The 17,568-nt window shown below is 42.2% G+C and carries 24 protein-coding genes and 2 pseudogenes; 5 read left to right on the top strand and 21 right to left on the bottom strand.

What is annotated here, in order from left to right:
- Positions 1 to 54 precede the first annotated feature (54 nt).
- The 3 genes and pseudogenes from E5329_RS20320 to E5329_RS20310 form a co-directional block, all read left to right on the top strand.
- Positions 55 to 345 (top strand): annotated as a pseudogene (locus tag E5329_RS20320) (ABC transporter ATP-binding protein); the annotation flags it as partial.
- A gap of 221 nt (positions 346 to 566) precedes the next feature.
- Complete coding sequence (locus E5329_RS20315) at positions 567 to 1,337, top strand: ABC transporter permease (protein ID WP_330572266.1); 771 nt, start codon at positions 567 to 569, stop codon at positions 1,335 to 1,337.
- Positions 1,338 to 1,343: 6 nt separating this feature from the next.
- Positions 1,344 to 2,357 (top strand): ABC transporter permease, encoded by a 1,014-nt coding sequence (locus E5329_RS20310; RefSeq protein ID WP_135991189.1) that lies wholly within the window; start codon positions 1,344 to 1,346, stop codon positions 2,355 to 2,357.
- A gap of 331 nt (positions 2,358 to 2,688) precedes the next feature.
- On the opposite strand, the gene E5329_RS20305 is transcribed toward E5329_RS20310, so the two are convergent.
- The 18 genes and pseudogenes from E5329_RS20305 to E5329_RS20225 form a co-directional block, all read right to left on the bottom strand.
- The gene (locus E5329_RS20305) at positions 2,689 to 2,838 is read right to left on the bottom strand and encodes a cysteine-rich KTR domain-containing protein (protein WP_135991188.1); all 150 of its coding nucleotides are present in this window, start codon (positions 2,836 to 2,838) and stop codon (positions 2,689 to 2,691) included.
- Entirely contained in the window at positions 2,835 to 3,539 is a 705-nt protein-coding gene (locus E5329_RS20300) for a hypothetical protein (protein ID WP_135991187.1), read from the bottom strand. Before E5329_RS20300 ends, E5329_RS20305 begins: the two co-directional genes overlap by 4 nt.
- 17 nt (positions 3,540 to 3,556) lie before the next feature.
- The gene (locus E5329_RS20295; RefSeq protein ID WP_275443526.1) at positions 3,557 to 4,201 is read right to left on the bottom strand and encodes a hypothetical protein; all 645 of its coding nucleotides are present in this window, start codon (positions 4,199 to 4,201) and stop codon (positions 3,557 to 3,559) included.
- 135 nt (positions 4,202 to 4,336) lie between these two features.
- A complete protein-coding gene (locus E5329_RS20290; RefSeq protein ID WP_135991185.1) occupies positions 4,337 to 4,822 on the bottom strand; it encodes a hypothetical protein in 486 nt (161 codons plus the stop codon).
- A complete protein-coding gene (locus E5329_RS20285; protein WP_135991184.1) occupies positions 4,810 to 5,322 on the bottom strand; it encodes a flavodoxin family protein in 513 nt (170 codons plus the stop codon). The genes E5329_RS20290 and E5329_RS20285 overlap by 13 nt, the downstream gene beginning before the upstream one ends.
- Before the next feature lie 115 nt (positions 5,323 to 5,437).
- A complete protein-coding gene (locus E5329_RS20280; RefSeq protein ID WP_135991183.1) occupies positions 5,438 to 6,454 on the bottom strand; it encodes a MerR family transcriptional regulator in 1,017 nt (338 codons plus the stop codon).
- A 152-nt stretch (positions 6,455 to 6,606) separates the two neighbouring features.
- Positions 6,607 to 6,969 carry a GntR family transcriptional regulator gene (locus E5329_RS20275; protein ID WP_135991182.1) on the bottom strand — a complete coding sequence of 121 codons (363 nt, stop codon included), beginning with the start codon at positions 6,967 to 6,969 and terminating at the stop codon, positions 6,607 to 6,609.
- Complete coding sequence (locus E5329_RS20270) at positions 6,966 to 7,181, bottom strand: DUF1648 domain-containing protein (RefSeq protein ID WP_135991181.1); 216 nt, start codon at positions 7,179 to 7,181, stop codon at positions 6,966 to 6,968. Before E5329_RS20270 ends, E5329_RS20275 begins: the two co-directional genes overlap by 4 nt.
- A gap of 17 nt (positions 7,182 to 7,198) precedes the next feature.
- Positions 7,199 to 7,966, bottom strand: a complete 768-nt coding sequence (locus E5329_RS20265) for a hypothetical protein (protein ID WP_135991180.1) — start codon at positions 7,964 to 7,966, stop codon at positions 7,199 to 7,201.
- Positions 7,967 to 8,610: 644 nt separating this feature from the next.
- Complete coding sequence (locus E5329_RS30870) at positions 8,611 to 8,811, bottom strand: hypothetical protein (RefSeq protein WP_275443525.1); 201 nt, start codon at positions 8,809 to 8,811, stop codon at positions 8,611 to 8,613.
- Between the two features lie 63 nt (positions 8,812 to 8,874).
- Positions 8,875 to 8,952 (bottom strand): annotated as a pseudogene (locus E5329_RS32255) (helix-turn-helix domain-containing protein); the annotation flags it as partial.
- 140 nt (positions 8,953 to 9,092) lie between these two features.
- A complete protein-coding gene (locus E5329_RS20255; protein WP_135991178.1) occupies positions 9,093 to 9,728 on the bottom strand; it encodes a DUF5666 domain-containing protein in 636 nt (211 codons plus the stop codon).
- A 348-nt stretch (positions 9,729 to 10,076) separates the two neighbouring features.
- Complete coding sequence (locus E5329_RS20250; protein WP_168356702.1) at positions 10,077 to 10,418, bottom strand: response regulator; 342 nt, start codon at positions 10,416 to 10,418, stop codon at positions 10,077 to 10,079.
- A gap of 184 nt (positions 10,419 to 10,602) precedes the next feature.
- Positions 10,603 to 11,103, bottom strand: a complete 501-nt coding sequence (locus E5329_RS20245) for a hypothetical protein (protein ID WP_135991176.1) — start codon at positions 11,101 to 11,103, stop codon at positions 10,603 to 10,605.
- Positions 11,104 to 11,117: 14 nt separating this feature from the next.
- Entirely contained in the window at positions 11,118 to 11,402 is a 285-nt protein-coding gene (locus E5329_RS20240; protein ID WP_135991175.1) for a hypothetical protein, read from the bottom strand.
- Between the two features lie 5 nt (positions 11,403 to 11,407).
- Positions 11,408 to 12,178 (bottom strand): ABC transporter permease, encoded by a 771-nt coding sequence (locus E5329_RS20235; RefSeq protein ID WP_135991174.1) that lies wholly within the window; start codon positions 12,176 to 12,178, stop codon positions 11,408 to 11,410.
- A complete protein-coding gene (locus E5329_RS20230) occupies positions 12,175 to 12,897 on the bottom strand; it encodes an ABC transporter permease (protein WP_135991173.1) in 723 nt (240 codons plus the stop codon). Before E5329_RS20230 ends, E5329_RS20235 begins: the two co-directional genes overlap by 4 nt.
- A complete protein-coding gene (locus tag E5329_RS20225) occupies positions 12,894 to 13,649 on the bottom strand; it encodes an ABC transporter ATP-binding protein (protein WP_135991172.1) in 756 nt (251 codons plus the stop codon). The genes E5329_RS20230 and E5329_RS20225 overlap by 4 nt, the downstream gene beginning before the upstream one ends.
- 154 nt (positions 13,650 to 13,803) lie before the next feature.
- On the opposite strand from E5329_RS20225, the gene E5329_RS20220 reads away from it, so the two are divergent.
- Complete coding sequence (locus E5329_RS20220) at positions 13,804 to 14,508, top strand: response regulator transcription factor (protein ID WP_135991171.1); 705 nt, start codon at positions 13,804 to 13,806, stop codon at positions 14,506 to 14,508.
- A 1-nt stretch (position 14,509) separates the two neighbouring features.
- Positions 14,510 to 15,901: a sensor histidine kinase gene (locus tag E5329_RS20215; protein ID WP_135991170.1), complete on the top strand. Its 1,392-nt coding sequence runs from the start codon at positions 14,510 to 14,512 to the stop codon at positions 15,899 to 15,901.
- 189 nt (positions 15,902 to 16,090) lie between these two features.
- Here the strand turns inward: E5329_RS20215 and E5329_RS20210 are convergent, their stop codons facing one another.
- Genes E5329_RS20210 through E5329_RS20200 form a run of 3 tightly spaced genes read right to left on the bottom strand, consistent with a single transcriptional unit; the run spans position 16,091 to position 17,566 of the window.
- Positions 16,091 to 16,732 carry a hypothetical protein gene (locus tag E5329_RS20210; RefSeq protein WP_135991169.1) on the bottom strand — a complete coding sequence of 214 codons (642 nt, stop codon included), beginning with the start codon at positions 16,730 to 16,732 and terminating at the stop codon, positions 16,091 to 16,093.
- Positions 16,671 to 17,237 (bottom strand): hypothetical protein, encoded by a 567-nt coding sequence (locus E5329_RS20205; RefSeq protein ID WP_135991168.1) that lies wholly within the window; start codon positions 17,235 to 17,237, stop codon positions 16,671 to 16,673. The genes E5329_RS20210 and E5329_RS20205 overlap by 62 nt, the downstream gene beginning before the upstream one ends.
- Complete coding sequence (locus E5329_RS20200; protein WP_135991167.1) at positions 17,234 to 17,566, bottom strand: hypothetical protein; 333 nt, start codon at positions 17,564 to 17,566, stop codon at positions 17,234 to 17,236. The genes E5329_RS20205 and E5329_RS20200 overlap by 4 nt, the downstream gene beginning before the upstream one ends.
- Positions 17,567 to 17,568 lie beyond the last annotated feature (2 nt).

Here is a 17,568-nt window from a genome sequence, read left to right as displayed (position 1 = left end):
ATCTTCCCATAAAATGGGAGGTTTTTTAATTAATTTTTTTAAGCGTCAGAGCTGATAACAACCCACAACATGGTTGACGCTGACTTATTATGTGACCGAGTGGCGTTTATTTCAAATGGCACTATTGTTGCGTTGGACACACCCAAAAATTTAAAAGAGCAAAACAGTAATCACCGCATAGCAGTAGAATATCTGTTTCAAGGAGAGAGGAAAAATTGTTCCATCGAATCTCCGGAACTGAAAGCCGGTCTGCCATTCCAATATGATGAAATCATCAGCATTCATTCCCAGGAACCAACGCTGGAGGATATTTTTATACAATACACAGGAAGGGGGCTTGACTAATGTGCGGCAGCTTTTTTGCACTTTTGAAGAAAGATTTCCGCTTGATGGTATCCAGCAAATTCTTTCTTTTGGCAATCGGATCCCTGATTCTGTATACCTGTTATATCAATTTTGTCTATGTAAAGCTGGATCAGGAGATATTTCCGGTATACCTGTACGACCCGGAACAAACACAAGATAATGTTCCAGACAGCCTTATTCCTGTCAGCAGCCTGAAAGAATTGCAAAATGCCTGTGAGGACGGATATTCTATAGGGATTGATCTTTCAGATGGGACAGCGAAAATAATGATGACATCCTGTGGTATTAGCAAAATTGACAACCTTCGCCATTCCTATGCAGTTTCAAAACTATCTTCCGGAAGCGCCAAGGAAGCTCTAATAATTGGAACCAACACCAAAGATATGAAAAGCCGCAGGGAAATTACTGCCGAATTTCTTTTTTTTGAACTTTCTGCAGTCGGCTTTTTAGGATTAGCCGCCATGCTGTTCAAGGAAAAACAAATGGGTGTTATCCGGGTACATGCAATTCTTCCAGTTGGGAAAAGTGCTTTTACCTTATCAAAACTCATACTAATCCTATTTGCTGATTTATTTTTTTCTGCCATTCTCACCCTATGCAATCTTGGCGCTGCAGCAAGTATGGCTGTACTGCCGGCTGTACTCCTCCAGGCTGGAATCCTGTCATTGATTATGGCTTCGTTTGGATTCTTTTGTGCAATTACACTGCCAGATTTCAAACAGTTTTCACTATTATATTTGGTTCTGGCAGTCTTTATCACTACTCCTGTATTCCTAGCCGGACAGACCGGAATAGTGATGGACTGGATTAAATTCCATCCAATGTACCATTTATTTACGGCTATGAAAAACGCGTATTTTCAAACCCCAACTACAAATGTCCTTTATTATGCAATCTGCCTGTTGTCCATAGTCCTGCTGTTCTTATTAGCCAGACATGGACTTAACAGCGAAATGAAAAGAGAGGGGTGAATATAGATGAATTGGACAGGTTTAAAACTTCAATTTAAAGCAATACGACACGACAAACTATGTATCCTGACATTCCTGCTGCCAATTATTGTCGGCCTGGCAATTAATCTGCTGGGGGATATGGACTTTTCATCTGCTGCCGAACCTTCCTTTGGCATAGTAAAAGACGATTTATCAGAAGAGACAATCGCATGGCTGTATGAGAATGGGACCGTGGCAGTCTATAAAGACACAGAGGCTTTAAGAGCTGCAATCATAGATCCATCCACACAAACAGTTGGTGTAATGAGTGACGGAACGGAGATTCAGGTTTTCCGGTCGGGCGATGAAATGCAGATGTATGCAGTGATTGCCGATGTCCTTCCACAACTTTATACGCAACGAAACGCTGCTACTGAATACAGGCAGGTTCTAATCCCATCAGAGAGCGGCAATGACTTTCTAAAAACTCTGTTGGTTGTTATCACAATGGTCACTGCTATGTTTATGGGCTGCACATTTAATGCCATGAATATACTGAGTGAAAAAGAGGACGGTATTGTTTACATCAATGAAATCCTCCCCATGTCAAGGACACAATATATAAAACAAAAAATAGCAATAGGCTTTTTAGGTGGAATCCTCTCAACCATAATTACAGCTTTCGTCTGTATACGCCTCTCTGCCATACAGATACTTCCCACAATCCTCCTAATCAGCTTATCAGCTTTTATCGCTTCCCTGACTGGTTTGCTCATTGCTCGATTTGCGGGTGGTCTAATGGTCGGAATCGCATACATAAAAATCGTGATGATAATGTTTCTTGCTCCTCCTATTTTCTTTTATCTCATAATCCCGTCAGGAAGCATTCTCTATACGATATCGTATGTGCTTCCATCCAGTGCAACGTTCTATGGACTGATGGGCATTTTGGAAGGGAATGCAGACTTGGGAACGGAAATAGCAGCTCTTATTATTCATAGCATACTATGGCTCTCTTTGTACGTAATAACTACAAAGCATATTTATAATCAAGCTTAAATACTGTCTACAGAAACCAAATAGCATCAATCAATATCAAGAACATGACGCCCAGTTCTACGCTGAGCGTCATGTTTAATTATTCAAGCTTTCTGAACAGGCTGCCAATTATTCAGTTGTAAAAACTGCATACTTGGGATGTCCAGATATGCAATAAGGAGAAGAGGATTTTCAGATTTCTTCTATAAGCATCCCTCCATTTTCAATCGTATTTCAGAGTCAAAGCATTACCTACACTCTCCTCCTTTCCTCTAAATAAAACGCGAGCCGACAGTCTGTGAAACATTCTCACAAGATTGTCGGCTCTGCGTCTATGCGTCTGGCTCTTTAATTATTTCAATTTTAAATCCCTTGCGTCAATTAAACTTTCCTTTCTACACTTCGGGCAAAACAATGGAAAACTTTTCAGTATTGTGTCTTTCCTTAACTTAGTACGTGTTTTGTTTCCGCAAACTGGGCAATGGATCCATTCTATTTTCACGGTGTCCTTCTCCTTTTACCATAGTACTTCTCTAACGTTGATCCGTCTCTGGATAATTCAGAAAGCAAGCACATGATCCGCTCCGTACAATCTGTCTCACGGGTTTCCTGTTTTCTCCAATTATCAGAAAGCGGGAGATACACTTTATCATTTGCAGATTTTCCCATATCCCACTTTCCGTTTTCATTTTTCAGCCCGTTTAACCAGTCCACGACAAACTGAAGCTTATACGCTGCGTGTCTGTATTTGGCAAGCAGTTCAATAGCTGCAAGGTAGTGGCTGGCCTGTTTACTTGCAAAAACCGGCGGTAATACAGTAAGCCGCTCCTCATATATGTAATAGATTCCATCTTCCAGATTCAACACATAATCCATCAGAACTTCCTCTACTCCCTTATCCAGACACCCCTGCATAAGCGATATTGTGTAGAAGCTCACAAACTTAATTAGTCTGGTGCCTCTGACCTTTCCTCCAAAAACATCCTGATAAGTGGCAATATAATCTTCATGATTATATGCGCCATGATGAAAGGCTTGAGAGATCACATCAACCCACTGATCAGCAACCTGATTGGCTATCGGGACATCCTTTGTAAACCGTCTGATCCATGTGGATAGCATCCGAGAAGTAAACACATCCCAGTCTACAAGTTTTTCCCGCCGGTCCGGGATTTCTCTTTTCCCGGAAGGGCAATCGCTCACATAGGAAATGGCTCTTTCTATACATTCATCTTTGATTGTAAAGCCCAGACGTTCCAGACGCCGAAGAGCCCGCTGTAAACTCTGCTACTCAGATCTTTTCCGAAAAAAACAAGCAATACAAGCATAATCACTATTATCTGTGTCAGACTGACAATCCAGGTTTTCAGACTCGGAAAACCACACAAAGAAGTTAGGGTATACATCCCTCCTAAAACGGCATTGGACCATGCATGAAGCAGCACAGAAACCCATATACTCCATATGACTCCCTCAATCAAAGCAGCAATCAGAAAGGAAAATCTCTTTTGTAGCAAAGGTTGAAAAACACCTTGCCATCCAATCTCTTCCAAGCCACCGCCCAAAATCATCATCGGCATAAAGAGGATAAACATATACCACGGATTGCCCGAGTATTCTTCCTGCAAAATACAGGCGAGAAACTGCACCAGTGCAAAGAGAATAAGAACAGCTATGCTTTTTCCCCAGTTTTCAGTTTGAAAGACCTTTTTGATAAAGCCTTTCACAGTAGCACGGCTATATTTTCTCTCAATGATAAATGCTGCATATGCCGGAGCCATACCTGCGCCAAAGCCGATAACAGCAAAATGCAATATCTGTGCGGCGCTTCCACGAATCAGCTGAAAATGATACAGCAGAATCAATACAACTTCTGTTCCCCATGCGATGAGGAAAGAATAAAACAGAAATAACAGAATTGATTTGCGCTCTATTCTGTTTAAGTTCTTACTTGAAACCATCTCGTCCTCCTAAACCCTTATCATACTTCCGAATTTGTATCATCTCGTTTCCTCCTGCGTCTCTTGTAGTTCATTCTCACAAAACGGCTTTGCCTTCATTTTCTTCCCTAACAAACTGAGACCGAACATATCTCCTTTGATAAACGTCCCGCCATACCCACATCCCAGCTGCGCCGGCAGCGTCTTTAAGAATTCCTCGCAGCATCTCCCCTGCGATATTTCCGGAAATCCTCCCTGCAGAAGAAAAGAAATCCGGGTTCCCGGTCGTTCCTTTGCAGATAGACCAGCTAAAAACTCCAGCGTGATCCCCGGCACATTCTCCACATAAAGCGGCAAGGCAAACAGAATATTCTCATTTTCTTCAAAAGCTGTCATTGCACTTTTCCACTGTTTTCGGTCTGAGAGATACCAAATCTCCGATGTGTTCCCACCGTTATGCAAGCCCTCGCAAAAGGCTGCGATAATCTTCGCTGTGTTGCTCTGAGACTGAGTACGGGCGGCGCCGCTGATTATCACGAAATGCATGCGCACACCTCCTCCCACGCTTCAATGGAAACTGCACCCAGACTGATTCCATGAAAGTTCAGGCAAAAACGGCTCATCCAGTATGACAAATAATCCTGGTTTCCCTTACCTGCATACAAAAGCCCGAATCGAAATTCTTTATTATAGCGGGGGACATGGCGTGTCTGCCCGTTTTCGATTCTGGTATACATGGTCGCCATAGGCAGTATCCTGTCTATGACATGTTTCATTTTATAGTCAACGAATCCCAGCGCAGTATCAGAAATGAATAAGGTAACATCATATTGCAGGTAAGCCTTCAGAATTTGTTCGTAATCGTCTTTGACAGCGCAAATACCAGGTGTTTTTAACCAGCAGGCATTGCACCCAATACAAGGCATTATCCTCATATCTTCCGTATAGAATGTTATACACTCCGATGCCTTTTCTGTAAGGCAACAGATTGCTTTTTCCGCCGCAGGGTGCTCCTTGGGCAATGCATTGATAATTAGCAACCGCATTCTTTTCTCCTTTCTGCTCCATATGGCCGAAGAAAAGAACACCGGCCTTGCAAATAATACTGTAAGGTCGGTGGGAACCCCCAAGTCAAGAGGGAAGTGCAATATATTTTTAATCCTATTCCAAAGGAACCCAAACTTCGTAAATGTGTTGATCCACATCGTCATTCAGCATGGCCATACGGACAAAGATATACGCCATACCGCGAAATGCTGCCTGATTTTCTTTTGCCCATGCATGACAAAGAGAAAACATCCTTTCTGGAACCGAAGTGTCATTGTTGTCCGCAAGCAGTGTAGTATGCAGGCATTTCCCGCACTCCAGATAAACATTCTGCTTCTCATGTTCTGCTTTTCCGGCGGGCTTTACTACATACATTTCAGAGCCTTTGTAACCTGTTTCATCAAAAGTAAGTGTCCGGACCAAGCTTGAAAGAATATCCTCGTTTTCTACGTTGAGAAACCGCAACACTTTATCCCTGTACTCCCCAAAGGACGCTACAGAAGGAAATCGCTCCGCTACATAATATGGCGGCAGCTCCCGGATCTCAATCTTACCGATATTCTCCGAAAATTCCTCATAGAATCGCTGTGTCTCCTTCAAACGCTTCTGCATCTGGGAAAGCCGGTCAATCTGCTCCTGCAGGCTGTCTGACTGCTGCTGAAGTTTTATGGCATATTCTTCCTGTTCCGCTTCGAGCATCCCTTTGATGGCAACCGGTGAAAAGCCCCGTTTCTTATAGAAATCAATCGCCATCAGGCGGGACATGTCAAACAGGTCAAATTCACGGTATCTGCTATACTGCCCTCTTTTCGGCTTGATGAGTCCGATTTTCTCATAATACCGCAGGGTTTCACGGGTAATACCCAAATGCTCAAAAATATCTTTCGTATGATGAACCGCCGATTCCGCGGCATCTGCAGCAAGTGTGTCTCCAACTATCCGATCTTCCTTCGCTTTGATAGTATCTCTTGAATAACGCTTATCCAGAGGTTTTGGGGAATCAGCCGGAACAAACCAGGTCTTTCCTTTTTTTACAGCGCCTTCTATCCTTCCGGACTTACAATAATAAGCAACCATCCGGCTGGACACTTTCCATTTGTCTGCAATCTCTGCAGCAGTGAGATAATCCATTTCCATCCCTCCCTTTTCTATTATACTTCAGATACCTGAAATATACAAGGAAGCAGCTATGGATTTACCGGAACACCACCGGCTCCGCGTCATTGGTTTTTTGACTTTATATGTATCATCCAAAACCGGCAATACCGTTTCATATCCCCACTCTACTTTTCGCTTTGGCACTCCCCACAGCATTTATGGATAAGGGGCAAAATATCCTGTTTTGATAATCCCAATGCCGCGAGTCCTGAAATCAACTGATTCAGGGCAATATGCGCTTCCTTTCTGCGTTCATTCTCAATAAGCGCAGAATCATCCTTTACTTGAAATCCAAATGTACCCTTACAGGTAATCAAACCATCCAGTATTAACGGTTCAAGTGACCGTCGAACGGTTGCAGGATTATAATTTTCTTGCTTTGCCAGAGTCCGAATGGAGGGCAGCATTTCTCCTGGCTTATAATACCCACGCAAAATACGATATCTCAGTTTCTTTGAGAATGTCAGATATGTATATCTCTCACTCATTTGCCACCCTTTCTTTTACGAAAAAACTGGATATAAGCGGAGTATGGTATCACCGTTCCCAGAAGAAGAAACCACTTATTTACAACCAAATCTGCCTCTCCCTGTTCATTGAAATGAAATGGAATACTATCAGGAAGAAACCAGCATACAACCGCCACGATTGCCAACATAACCAAAAACACAATCACATCTTTGAAAATACTTTTTTTCATAGTTAACGTCCTCCTGCTTAAATAATTTTTTTGCTACATACTTTGAAATAGAGAATAACAGACAAAACTATAAGGATAGCCGCCATCCCCCACAATGCCTTTATAAACGAAACATCCAAAAACCAGTGGAGCAATTCCGGTACAGCGATGCATATCATTCCAATTGCACCAGATAGAATAACAGATATGCTTTGCTTTACCACTACCATCTCATTGTCCCAATCAAATTTAGGGAAACGACAGTTTATGTAAGTCCCTTGTACCGCTGTAAAAATCGAATAACACACTGGTACGACCAGAAGCGTTAACGCCTGAATGGCATTGAACTGGAATCGTATCAGAAACACAGCGACAGACAACATATAGCCAATGGAATGAATCGTCAAGGTAAGGGCTATTTTGCTTTTTAAAAATGTCTTGTTTGATAGTGGTACGCTCTGCAATATCCATAAATTCTTCCCCTCCAATGAGATTGCAGAAGCTGCCGGACAGCTGATTGAAAGCATCGCTGCAATGATTAAAGGGGCAAACTGCCCTAAAAATGAATCCACATCTTCAATCCCCGTATATTTCCCTAACATTTCGGGAGATATCACACACAAAGCCAAACTAACTACACAAAGAAGAACAACACCCAGACCTGTATTCAGTACCCAAAGGTAGGAACTGAAATAACGTCCTATCTCTTTTAGATACATAGCTGAAAATACAGAATGTTTCTTGAGGCTGGTTTTTCCTCCAGCGGATGCAGCATGACATTGCAGAACGTAAGAATTCAGTCGCATAACGGCGCTCAACAATTTTTACAAATATAAAGAAAACCAAAACCGATAAGAACCAGAACCCAACATTCCCAACCAATGAAATGGAATCCGTATAATAGAACCATGTCGATAAGGGATACAGGCTGCTGACCTGTTCCATAAGGATGACTCCCAAATTTTCTCCAGAAGAGCCAGTCTGCATACTGTAAATCCCAATTCCCAGCAAACCTCCTAAAATCGCAAATGAAAAGATAAGCGAAAAGATGTTTTTCCTACGGAATTTAGAGGATACGGCAGTAATCAGGACTCCAATCAAAGAAGCCATGCACATAGGAACAAAAGGCACAAAAACGGCAGACAATAAGTACATGAAAAAGAATATCAAATGATGCGAATCGTAAATCTGCCATACAATCCCCGCTGGGAGTATAAAGAGAATCCCCATTAAGAAATTCAACAGATAAAGAAACCCAAATTTGCTGCTGATGATTTCCTTCGCCTGGACTGGCAGGGAAGAAAGCATCTCATAATCCCTGTTGCCAAAAAGTATGCCATTTGATCGCAACACAGTAAATACAAGTATAATAAAGCTGGATACAGACACCATATAGACCGGAATCAGATGCGCTTGCCCCAATTTTGCAAGTGCAAGAGCCGTCATTACGTTATAGCCGCTTAAGAAGGCCAATAATGTGAATATCCCAGCCGCTGTGATAAAAACGATCCAGCATATAACGATTTTCCTCCAGATTAACCGCTTCCTGGAGAACGGAATTTTCAACTGTAATATCTTTATCCGGAACAAGAGTCAGAGAAACAAATACTTTAATTTTCTCAGGAGCGCTTTTTGCCGCATCATATGCCAAGGATTCCAATTGCTTCAGTAATGGTTCTGAATATCTGTTTATAATACAGTACAGAATATCTTCTTTGTTCTTAAAATGATAATATAAAAGTCCGCGTGAAATCTTAACCTTATCAATGATATCCTGCGTTGTAGTATTCAGATATCCTTTTACACATACTCAAATCTAAAGAATAATAGAGCAGACAGCCTCATAGGATGACTGCCTGCTAATTTTAATAAAATCCTGCAATTTAGCATAATCCATTTGATGGAAAAGATATCATCTCCTATTTACCTATATCAGTCTGACACCACCTTGACAATGCAGATTTGTGTTGCCTGCAAGCCGTCTGCCGCAGAAGTTCCCCATATCTCCACCATTTGCCCGGTGGTCAAATCGGATGATGTTCCATTTTCAGTCTCAGATCTGGCTCCGCCGTCATAAATATTTTTAATCACAAACACTGTATTATCATCATATGTAACTGTAACCTTACTGAATTCGGAATCATCACCGCTTCCCGGTCCCACCATAATATCTCCGCCATTCTCGCTTTCTTCTATAATAGACTCTACAACAGTAAGCTGTTTTTCCTGAATCTCCTTTATGGTTCCTTCCAAGTTGGGAGCAGCAGTATTAATTTCGCCGCCCTTTGCCTCAGACTGACTTCCGTTCGTTTTATCGGTATTTTCCGTGTTTGATTCTTGATTTAAAGTATCATCCGCCGCATCATCTTCAGAATTTGTTTCACTTGGATCTTCCTGTTCCTGATCTTCATTTAGGATATCTTTTACTTTAGAATCTGTTCTGCCTATCTCCTCTTGGTTCTGATTCTCATCCGAAACTTCTTTTGTCCCTTGACAGGCACAAAGCGTAATACCCATAATACACAAGATTCCTGTCAGCATAAGAACTTTTTTTACTCTGTTTTTCATTTTGTTCTCCTTTTGATGTAAAGACTGAATCATTATTCCAAGCCTATCTTATCAAATTCATCTCTAAGCATCCTCTAAATTATCTTAAATTTCCATTTAGATGATAAAATCCACTTATTAGTACATATAATACAAGGACACCAACACATAGCGAACACTGTATATTGATGTCCTTGTTATTTAGCCATCCGTTTATGGAGCCTATGATAGAATAAACCTGCTGCCATCATTAGTAGTCCTGCAAGGAACAGCCACAGCTTTGCTGTGTAGCCGCCTGTAATCAATAATTCTGATTTTATCCCTATACGCATAAATCAAACCATTCTGATTTATCAACCTATATTTTTTCTATATCATAGCTCTGACTTTATCAAGAAACTCACAATCCGCTTTTTCGCAAAAGGTTATACCATACAACTCAGCTTTGTTTGAGAGATTATTGCTGTCGCAAGCGGACGTAAGCATAAACGGAACAGAGATATTTCTTTCCCTGCAAGAATGCAGCAAATCTAAGCCTGTTCCGTCCCGCATATTATAATCAGAACAAATCAAGTCAACAGAATCTTTTTTCAGTTTTTCCAATGCGTCTTTAACGCCGGATGATTTCAAAACTTCAAATTCTTTGCTCAACAATTCCGATAAAGCATATCTGAATGTTTCGTCATCATCTACAAGTAAAATTCTTTTCAAAATAGCGCCTTACTTTCTACCGAATTATAGATTTTCGTACTTGTCGCACCAACGAATAACCCGATCCATAATCTTGTAAATGCAATAAATAAGAATTGTGAAAATGCCTGTGGGTATCAGTAATATCCCTATACAGATACCGCTGATACCCATTACGGCATATACTACAAGTTTTCTGTACCTCTTAGTTTTCCACATCTTTGACTGTCAGTTCAAGGCTTCCGCTGAAATTATCACCTTTCAGAACGATATAATTATCACCTGACGAAATGGTGTATTCTTTTGTATCTTCCGAACTGATATTTGCAATCGAATATTCATCGTTGCCGGCGATCCAATTTAACTCAACAGTTCCATCTTCTATGGTAAGTTTATAGGTTACTTGCAGGTGATTTCCATTTTCACGATTCAAAGCCGTTCCGCCGAAAATAAACTCTTTTCCGTTAAATTTGTCATAGGCAGCCGTATAGGTACCTGTATAAGCGTCAATGCCTTCGTCTTTTTCGCCCTGCAAATTTCTTTCTTTTGTCAATGCGTGTTTGCTGAAAGACTGTATCCATCTATCCCAACCGTCAATAAGATTATCTTTCAAATTGCCTTTATCGTGGTTAGATCCGCACCCCGAAAAGCAACCGATAATACTCAAAACTAAAAGAACAGATACGATTTTTTTGATTTTCTTCATAACAGTTTACCTCGTTATATAATTTTTGGTAAAACCATCATACAAAAAGCAGCAACCCCGCCAACTGCATAAATACCATTTATAATCAAACAAACTTTCATCAAATTGTTTTGAGCTTTTGCTTTGACATACGAAATAATGGTGAACACTCCGCTGAATATCATAAATGCAGCGTAGCAAGCAATCATAATTTCAGCGACAGGCAATTCTAATGCCCAGTCAAAAGCCCTAAGCGGAAGAATTGTCCACGGGATAAAAATCATAATGGTGCTGACAGCGGTTAAAATTTTGTTTCTCATAATAATTATCTCCTTTCAGCCTGCCCGAAACGAAGGCAGGAAACGCCTAAACATAAGATTGTAATAGCAAGGGCAACAGGTATCCACGGTATGAGTTCGACCTGCGCCATATCAAGATTTGCTGCAAGTTTTCCGTATTCTGCTGTTATCACAAAGAACGGATACGACATTGGGTAGGCAAACCACACCTTTGTATTAATTATCAATACCGATGGTACTATCGAAGCTAAGCCAATACCGATTGAAAAAATCGGCGTCTGAATACAAACCGATAACATCCAGAAAAATGCAATCATCGGTATTGCAGACAGAAATATTAAGCTGATCTCTTTCAGAACAAACAACGGCGGCAGGATAAAGTTATAATCCTGTGTTCCCGAACTGATAGCGGCGCTGATGTAGTACACACCTGTCATCATTAAGATTTGTACTGCCGCCAGCGTGAGTAAGACAACAAACTTAGCCATACAGAGTTTTGCTGTACTGATTGGCAGGGAAAGCATTTTCAAAATGCCCTTGTTTGCTCTTTCCGTCTGACTTAAAAGGACAGTTCCCACTACCATACTTGCAGGGAACATAAACCACGCCATTCCCATAAAACCTTGAATAAAGAAATTGTTTTCCGGCGAAATTCCCTCCGCCTGCATACCAAAATTCATTTTGGCATTTAAAATAGACGGTATCCAAAGAATAGCGGCAGCCACAGCCAAAATGAAAAGGATTTTAGATCGGCGTATCTTTTTGAACTCCACGCCGACAAGTGTTAAAAAACTCATTCAAACGACCTCCTTACCTTTACAAAAATGAGTTGCGCCAATCCACAAACAGCAAGCTCTGCGATTGCCCCGCAAATATAGTGCGTTGACTGCGTTATATCTGCACTCGCAAATATCTGAAAAGGCAGTGCAAAGGGAAAGAGGGAAAGAGCAAAGTTCGTTGTCGGCAGCATTGTTGCGGTAAATACGCATACTACGCCAATTCCAAGGGATACCCACATATTTTTACAGGCTTCCGAAATAAGGAGCGACAGGATAATGCAGGGTAACATCAACAAAAACGAATACCCGAAACATTTGCACAGTTCACCAAAAAAGCCGTTTCCGAGTTCAAACCAGCGATAGGAACAGAATGTGACTGCTCCAGCCTGGGTGGCAAGCACAAAAAGACTCATAAAACCCACCAAAACTGCTTTGCTAAAGAAAATTGAACTTTCCCGAATGGGTAAAGATTTCATCTTCTGCATAGCGTTGTCAGCATATTCTGTATGATATAGCAGACAAGCTCCGGCTACTACAAGCAGCACATTCAGCATTGTCATCATCTGCCAGTTTGCACCAAGCAGAATTTGTATTGGGCTGCCCGGCTGGTTAAGATACATTTCCGAACGGACTGCCATATTGACAATAGGAACTGCCGCCGCCAATATTCCACCGCAGAAGAATGCTGGTAAAAAACCTGTTCGCTTTACCTTTTTACATTCCAAAGAAACACTCATCGCACCGTCCCCCTGTGTTTGTTGTCAGCGTCAATCAGGGCGAGAAATGTATCTTCCAAATTATCCGTAGGATAGCCCTGTGATGCTGCGCCGGATTTAAGCTGGTCGAGCGTTCCCTCAAACAGCAGATGACCGTGATTCAAAATACCGATGGTATCAGCCATTAGTTCTATTTCGGACAGCAGGTGCGACGATACCAAAACGGTGCAATCGAACTTTTCCGGTAAGGAACGGATCAGCGTTCGGATTTCGTGGATACCGACAGGATCAAGTCCGTTTGTTGGTTCGTCTAAAATGAGAATCGGCGGCTTTCCGATTAAGGCGCTTGCAAGACCTAACCTTTGTTTCATTCCAAGAGAATATTTTTTTGCAAGCCGATTCTTAAATTGCGTCAGTCCCACGATTTCAAGAGCTTCCGCCACGGAGGATTTGGGAAGTCCCAATATTTTACGGATAATATCAAGATTTTCTTCACCGCTTAAATTTCCATAGAAAGCGGGAGCTTCAATAAATGAGCCGATTTCTTTTAGAATCTGCACTCTGTTATCGGGATACTTCTTCCCGTCAATCGTAAATGAACCGCCAGTGGGTTTGGTAAGCCCTAAAAACATTTTCATGGTAGTGGACTTTCCTGCCCCGTTCGGACCGAGAAAACCATAGACAGCGCCTTTCGGAATATGCAGATTGATCCCCGAAACCGCAGTAAAATCAGCATATGATTTCGTTAAATTATTCGTTTCAATGATATTCATTGTGTTTTGCTCCTTTCGCATCATTGTAAGTACATTGTATCTTTCCAACCTTGTGCCAACCTTCTCGTGTCCTTACATTTACTTTACATTTCAGCGCATATTAGAAAATGACACATTTCTATGGTATAATAGAAAACACAAAGGAGGTACCCTTATGGACTTTGATTACTTAAAACAAAAACGCATTTTGCTTGTCGATGATGAGCAGGAGCTTTTAGATATGGTCGTGTCTATCTTAAACGAGGACGGATTTCAAAATATTAAAACGGCAAAAACGGTGGGCGAAGCTATTACTGTTTCTGAAACCTATCAACCTGAACTTGCAATTCTTGATGTAATGCTACCTGATGGGAATGGGTTTGATCTGATGGAGCGACTTAAAAATACGGCTGATTATCCTGTGCTGTTCTTAACTGCCCGTGGCGAGGATGACGATAAGTTCCGTGGCTTCGGACTTGGGGCGGATGATTATATGGTAAAGCCGTTTTTGCCAAAGGAGCTTTTATTCCGTGTAAATGCCATTCTCCGCAGAAGCTATAAAGCCGAAAATCCCCTTGTAAAACTGCGTGACAGCGAAATTGATTTTGAGCGTGCAGAGGTCATAAAGAACGGAGAACATATTTCTCTTACGGCAAAAGAACATGACATCCTTGCAGCTTTATATCGGAACGCCGGGAGAATTGTCACGATTGACGCCCTGTGTGAAGCGGCTTGGGGCGATAATCCGTTCGGCTATGAAAATTCGCTGATGGCGCATATCCGCCGTATCAGAGAAAAAATTGAAGCGAATCCATCTCAACCTGTTTCCCTGATAACGATGAAAGGGCTTGGGTATAAACTCATTGTGGAGGGCAAGTGATATGAAAAGCGTACCGAAACTCATACGGCGTTTTGTCGGTATTATGCTCTTGTCCTCGCTGCTGCTCATTATTCTGAATTTTGCTTTATTGGGAATATATACGCTGAATCAAACGCCGAACAGTTCTCCTTGGATAACGGCACAGGAAGTTGCCGATCATTTGTCCAAAAATGAAAACAAGTATGTTTTAACCGAAACTACAGCGCTTGAACTTCAAAACACAAATGTATGGGCGATATTGATTGACAACGCAACAATGAAAGTAGTATGGCAGACGGATAATCTTCCCGAAACGGTGCCTATGGCATACACCGCTCCGGATATAGCGAGCTTGACCCGTGGCTATATCGATGGGTATCCTACATTTACAGGGGAAGCGGAAAACGGACTTGTGGTACTCGGCTATCCGAAAGACAGCTTTTGGAAGCATATGTGGCCGAGTTGGGATTACAATTTCATCGCCAACTTACCCAAAACGGTTCTTTCTGTTTTAGCAATCAATATATCCTTAATTTTTATCATCTATGTGATTGCAAATTCCAAGCTGTTAAAATCCGTGAAACCGATTGTCAGCGGAATACAGGCTTTATCAACGAACGAAGAAATCCATATCCGAGAAGAAGGTCTTTTATCCGAACTGGCAGTAAACATCAACAAAACATCAGATATTTTGCAAGCTCAAAGCAGGCAGCTCCGCAAAAGAGAAACCGCAAGAGCAAATTGGATCGCAGGAGTGTCCCACGACATACGAACCCCTCTGTCAATGGTAATGGGCTATGCTGGACAGTTAGAAAGCGATGTGCAACTATCAGAAAATAACCGCCAAAAAGCGGCGGTTATTGTACGGCAAAGTAAACGAATGCGAGACCTGATTAACGATTTGAACCTTGCGTCCAAGCTGGAATATAATATGCAGCCGATAAGCCCTGAAAGGCAAAATCTAATTGCCGTTGTCCGCCAGGTAGTAGTTGACTTCATCAATATGAATATTGATGAAAAGTACACGATTGAATGGGAAACAGATGAAGAATTAACTTCCTGTACCGCAAATGTTGACAAAGACTTAATTAAAAGAGCAGTAAGTAATCTGATTCAAAACAGTATGAATCATAACGAACAAGGCTGTAATATCTTCATTCGTGTTGTAGCTGAAGATAATGTTTGTACAATCGTTGTTGCCGATGACGGTGTTGGTGCAACAGATGAGCAGATTGAAAAATTGAACAACACGCCGCATTATATGGTGTGCGATGAAAAAACGACCGAACAACGCCACGGCTTAGGACTGCTCATTGTCAAACAAATCATATTTGTACACAGCGGAAAAATGCTGATAAAGCATAGCGAATACGGCGGTTTTGAAGTAGATCTAAGCTTGCCGATGTCTGTATAAGGCAAAAGAGAAAACAAAAAAATGCTCTGGTTTGAACGTGAAGCTGCTCCAGTAGTCACAGTTGTAAAAATTGCATTATAGAAAATATGTAAAGCCCTGATATCCACATTGATTTGTGAATTACCAGGGCTTTTGATTATTCATTCTTTCTGAACGGGCAGTGATCATCTGATTCTCACTGCGAATAATTTATGCCATCCGTTTACGGAGCCTTTGATAGAATAAAGCTGCTGCCATCATCAGAATTCCCGCAACGAACAGCCATAACTTTGCTGTGTAGCTGCCTGTGACCATAGAAAACAGATACAAGCTTCCCAGCTTTGGCCCCATGCCGATATTGAGCGCATAGTAGAGCAGCGGCGGCATGTATCCGATGACTGTATTTCCTGTCAGCGCTGAGGTCAGCATACCCATGGAACCTAAGAACAGGGCGTCTGCAATAGCTCCGAGCGCCAGAACCGGCATGACATCACAGCTTTGCAGCTTCATATATACCGTAAATACGCAGATCAGCAGGGCGGCAATTCCCACGGAATACACCATTCGTATCAGGTAAACCTTTGCTGTGCTGCAATACTTTGAAGATACCAGGTCATCAATCTCATCGTTCTGTTCCGGCTGAAATACCGGCATCAGAAGTACAATGCCAATCAAAGAGACAAACATCTCCAGTGGCATGGCAGCGGAATTTCGATCCAGATTGGCTGTGCCGATAAATAACGGAGTGACAAGGCATAAGAGAACAGCCACAGCAATGGACAAAAGCGCATTATGCCTGAGATTGATTTTTGCGATCTCTAATAATGGAAACCGCTTTTTTGAAGATTGCATTTCCACCGAATTTCCCCTTTCTTTTTGCTTCATAGATTAAAATTGTGAGTAGGATGAGCGCCAGGGCGATTCCCGCCATCAGCAGTCTGTTCTGCACAAGATCCGGGAAACGATCCAGATAGTCCTGTGTACGGAATAGTGACTTTTGGCCTGCATTGTGGCGTGGCGCCAGACGAAACAGGGCATATCCCGAAGGAACGGTTTTGATTCCCAGATTCACATCGAACATCCACCAAAGCCCCTGTACTGCAACGGCAATGGGTGTGCCGGTTAGTTCCGTCAAGAACATACCGATAGCTGTGGAAATCATTACGCTGGGCAGCAGCCAGCCGAAATCGTACTTGAGCGGAGCCAGATAATCTAACTGCATGCCGTGATAACTGCTCCAGATAACCATATTGGACGCATAGGAGAGGAATATGACAGGCAGCATAGCTGCTATCACAATCGCCAGATACCGGATCAACGTTAGTTTGGCAGCGGAGGTTTTCTTTGTATAGATCATCGCCTCCATTTTGGCACGCCGGTCACTTTGTCGGAACTGATTGAAAGGTCGTACCGTTCTTTTGCCTCTTCATAGGTCAGGGGAACTATTCCGTACCCGATGAGGGAATCCACCGCATAGTTGGAACTGCCGCCCAGAAGATCGTCTGCCTTCCCCATCAGCTCCTTGAAACGGGCATAGTCCATGTCATCACGGACTGCGAATGCCATTTTTTCAGGACTGTTCTGCTGTTTCTCCTCCGAGCCGATGGTAAAGCTGCCGTTGCCGTCCTGCTGCATACCATCCCCGCCGATTTGAAAGGTGTAATTGTCGGAACCGCCAGCCGTCATCC

This window comes from Petralouisia muris, from assembly GCF_004793545.1.
GTDB classification, from domain to species: domain Bacteria; phylum Bacillota; class Clostridia; order Lachnospirales; family Lachnospiraceae; genus Petralouisia; species Petralouisia muris.
This window is presented reverse-complemented; position numbering and strand designations above follow the sequence as displayed.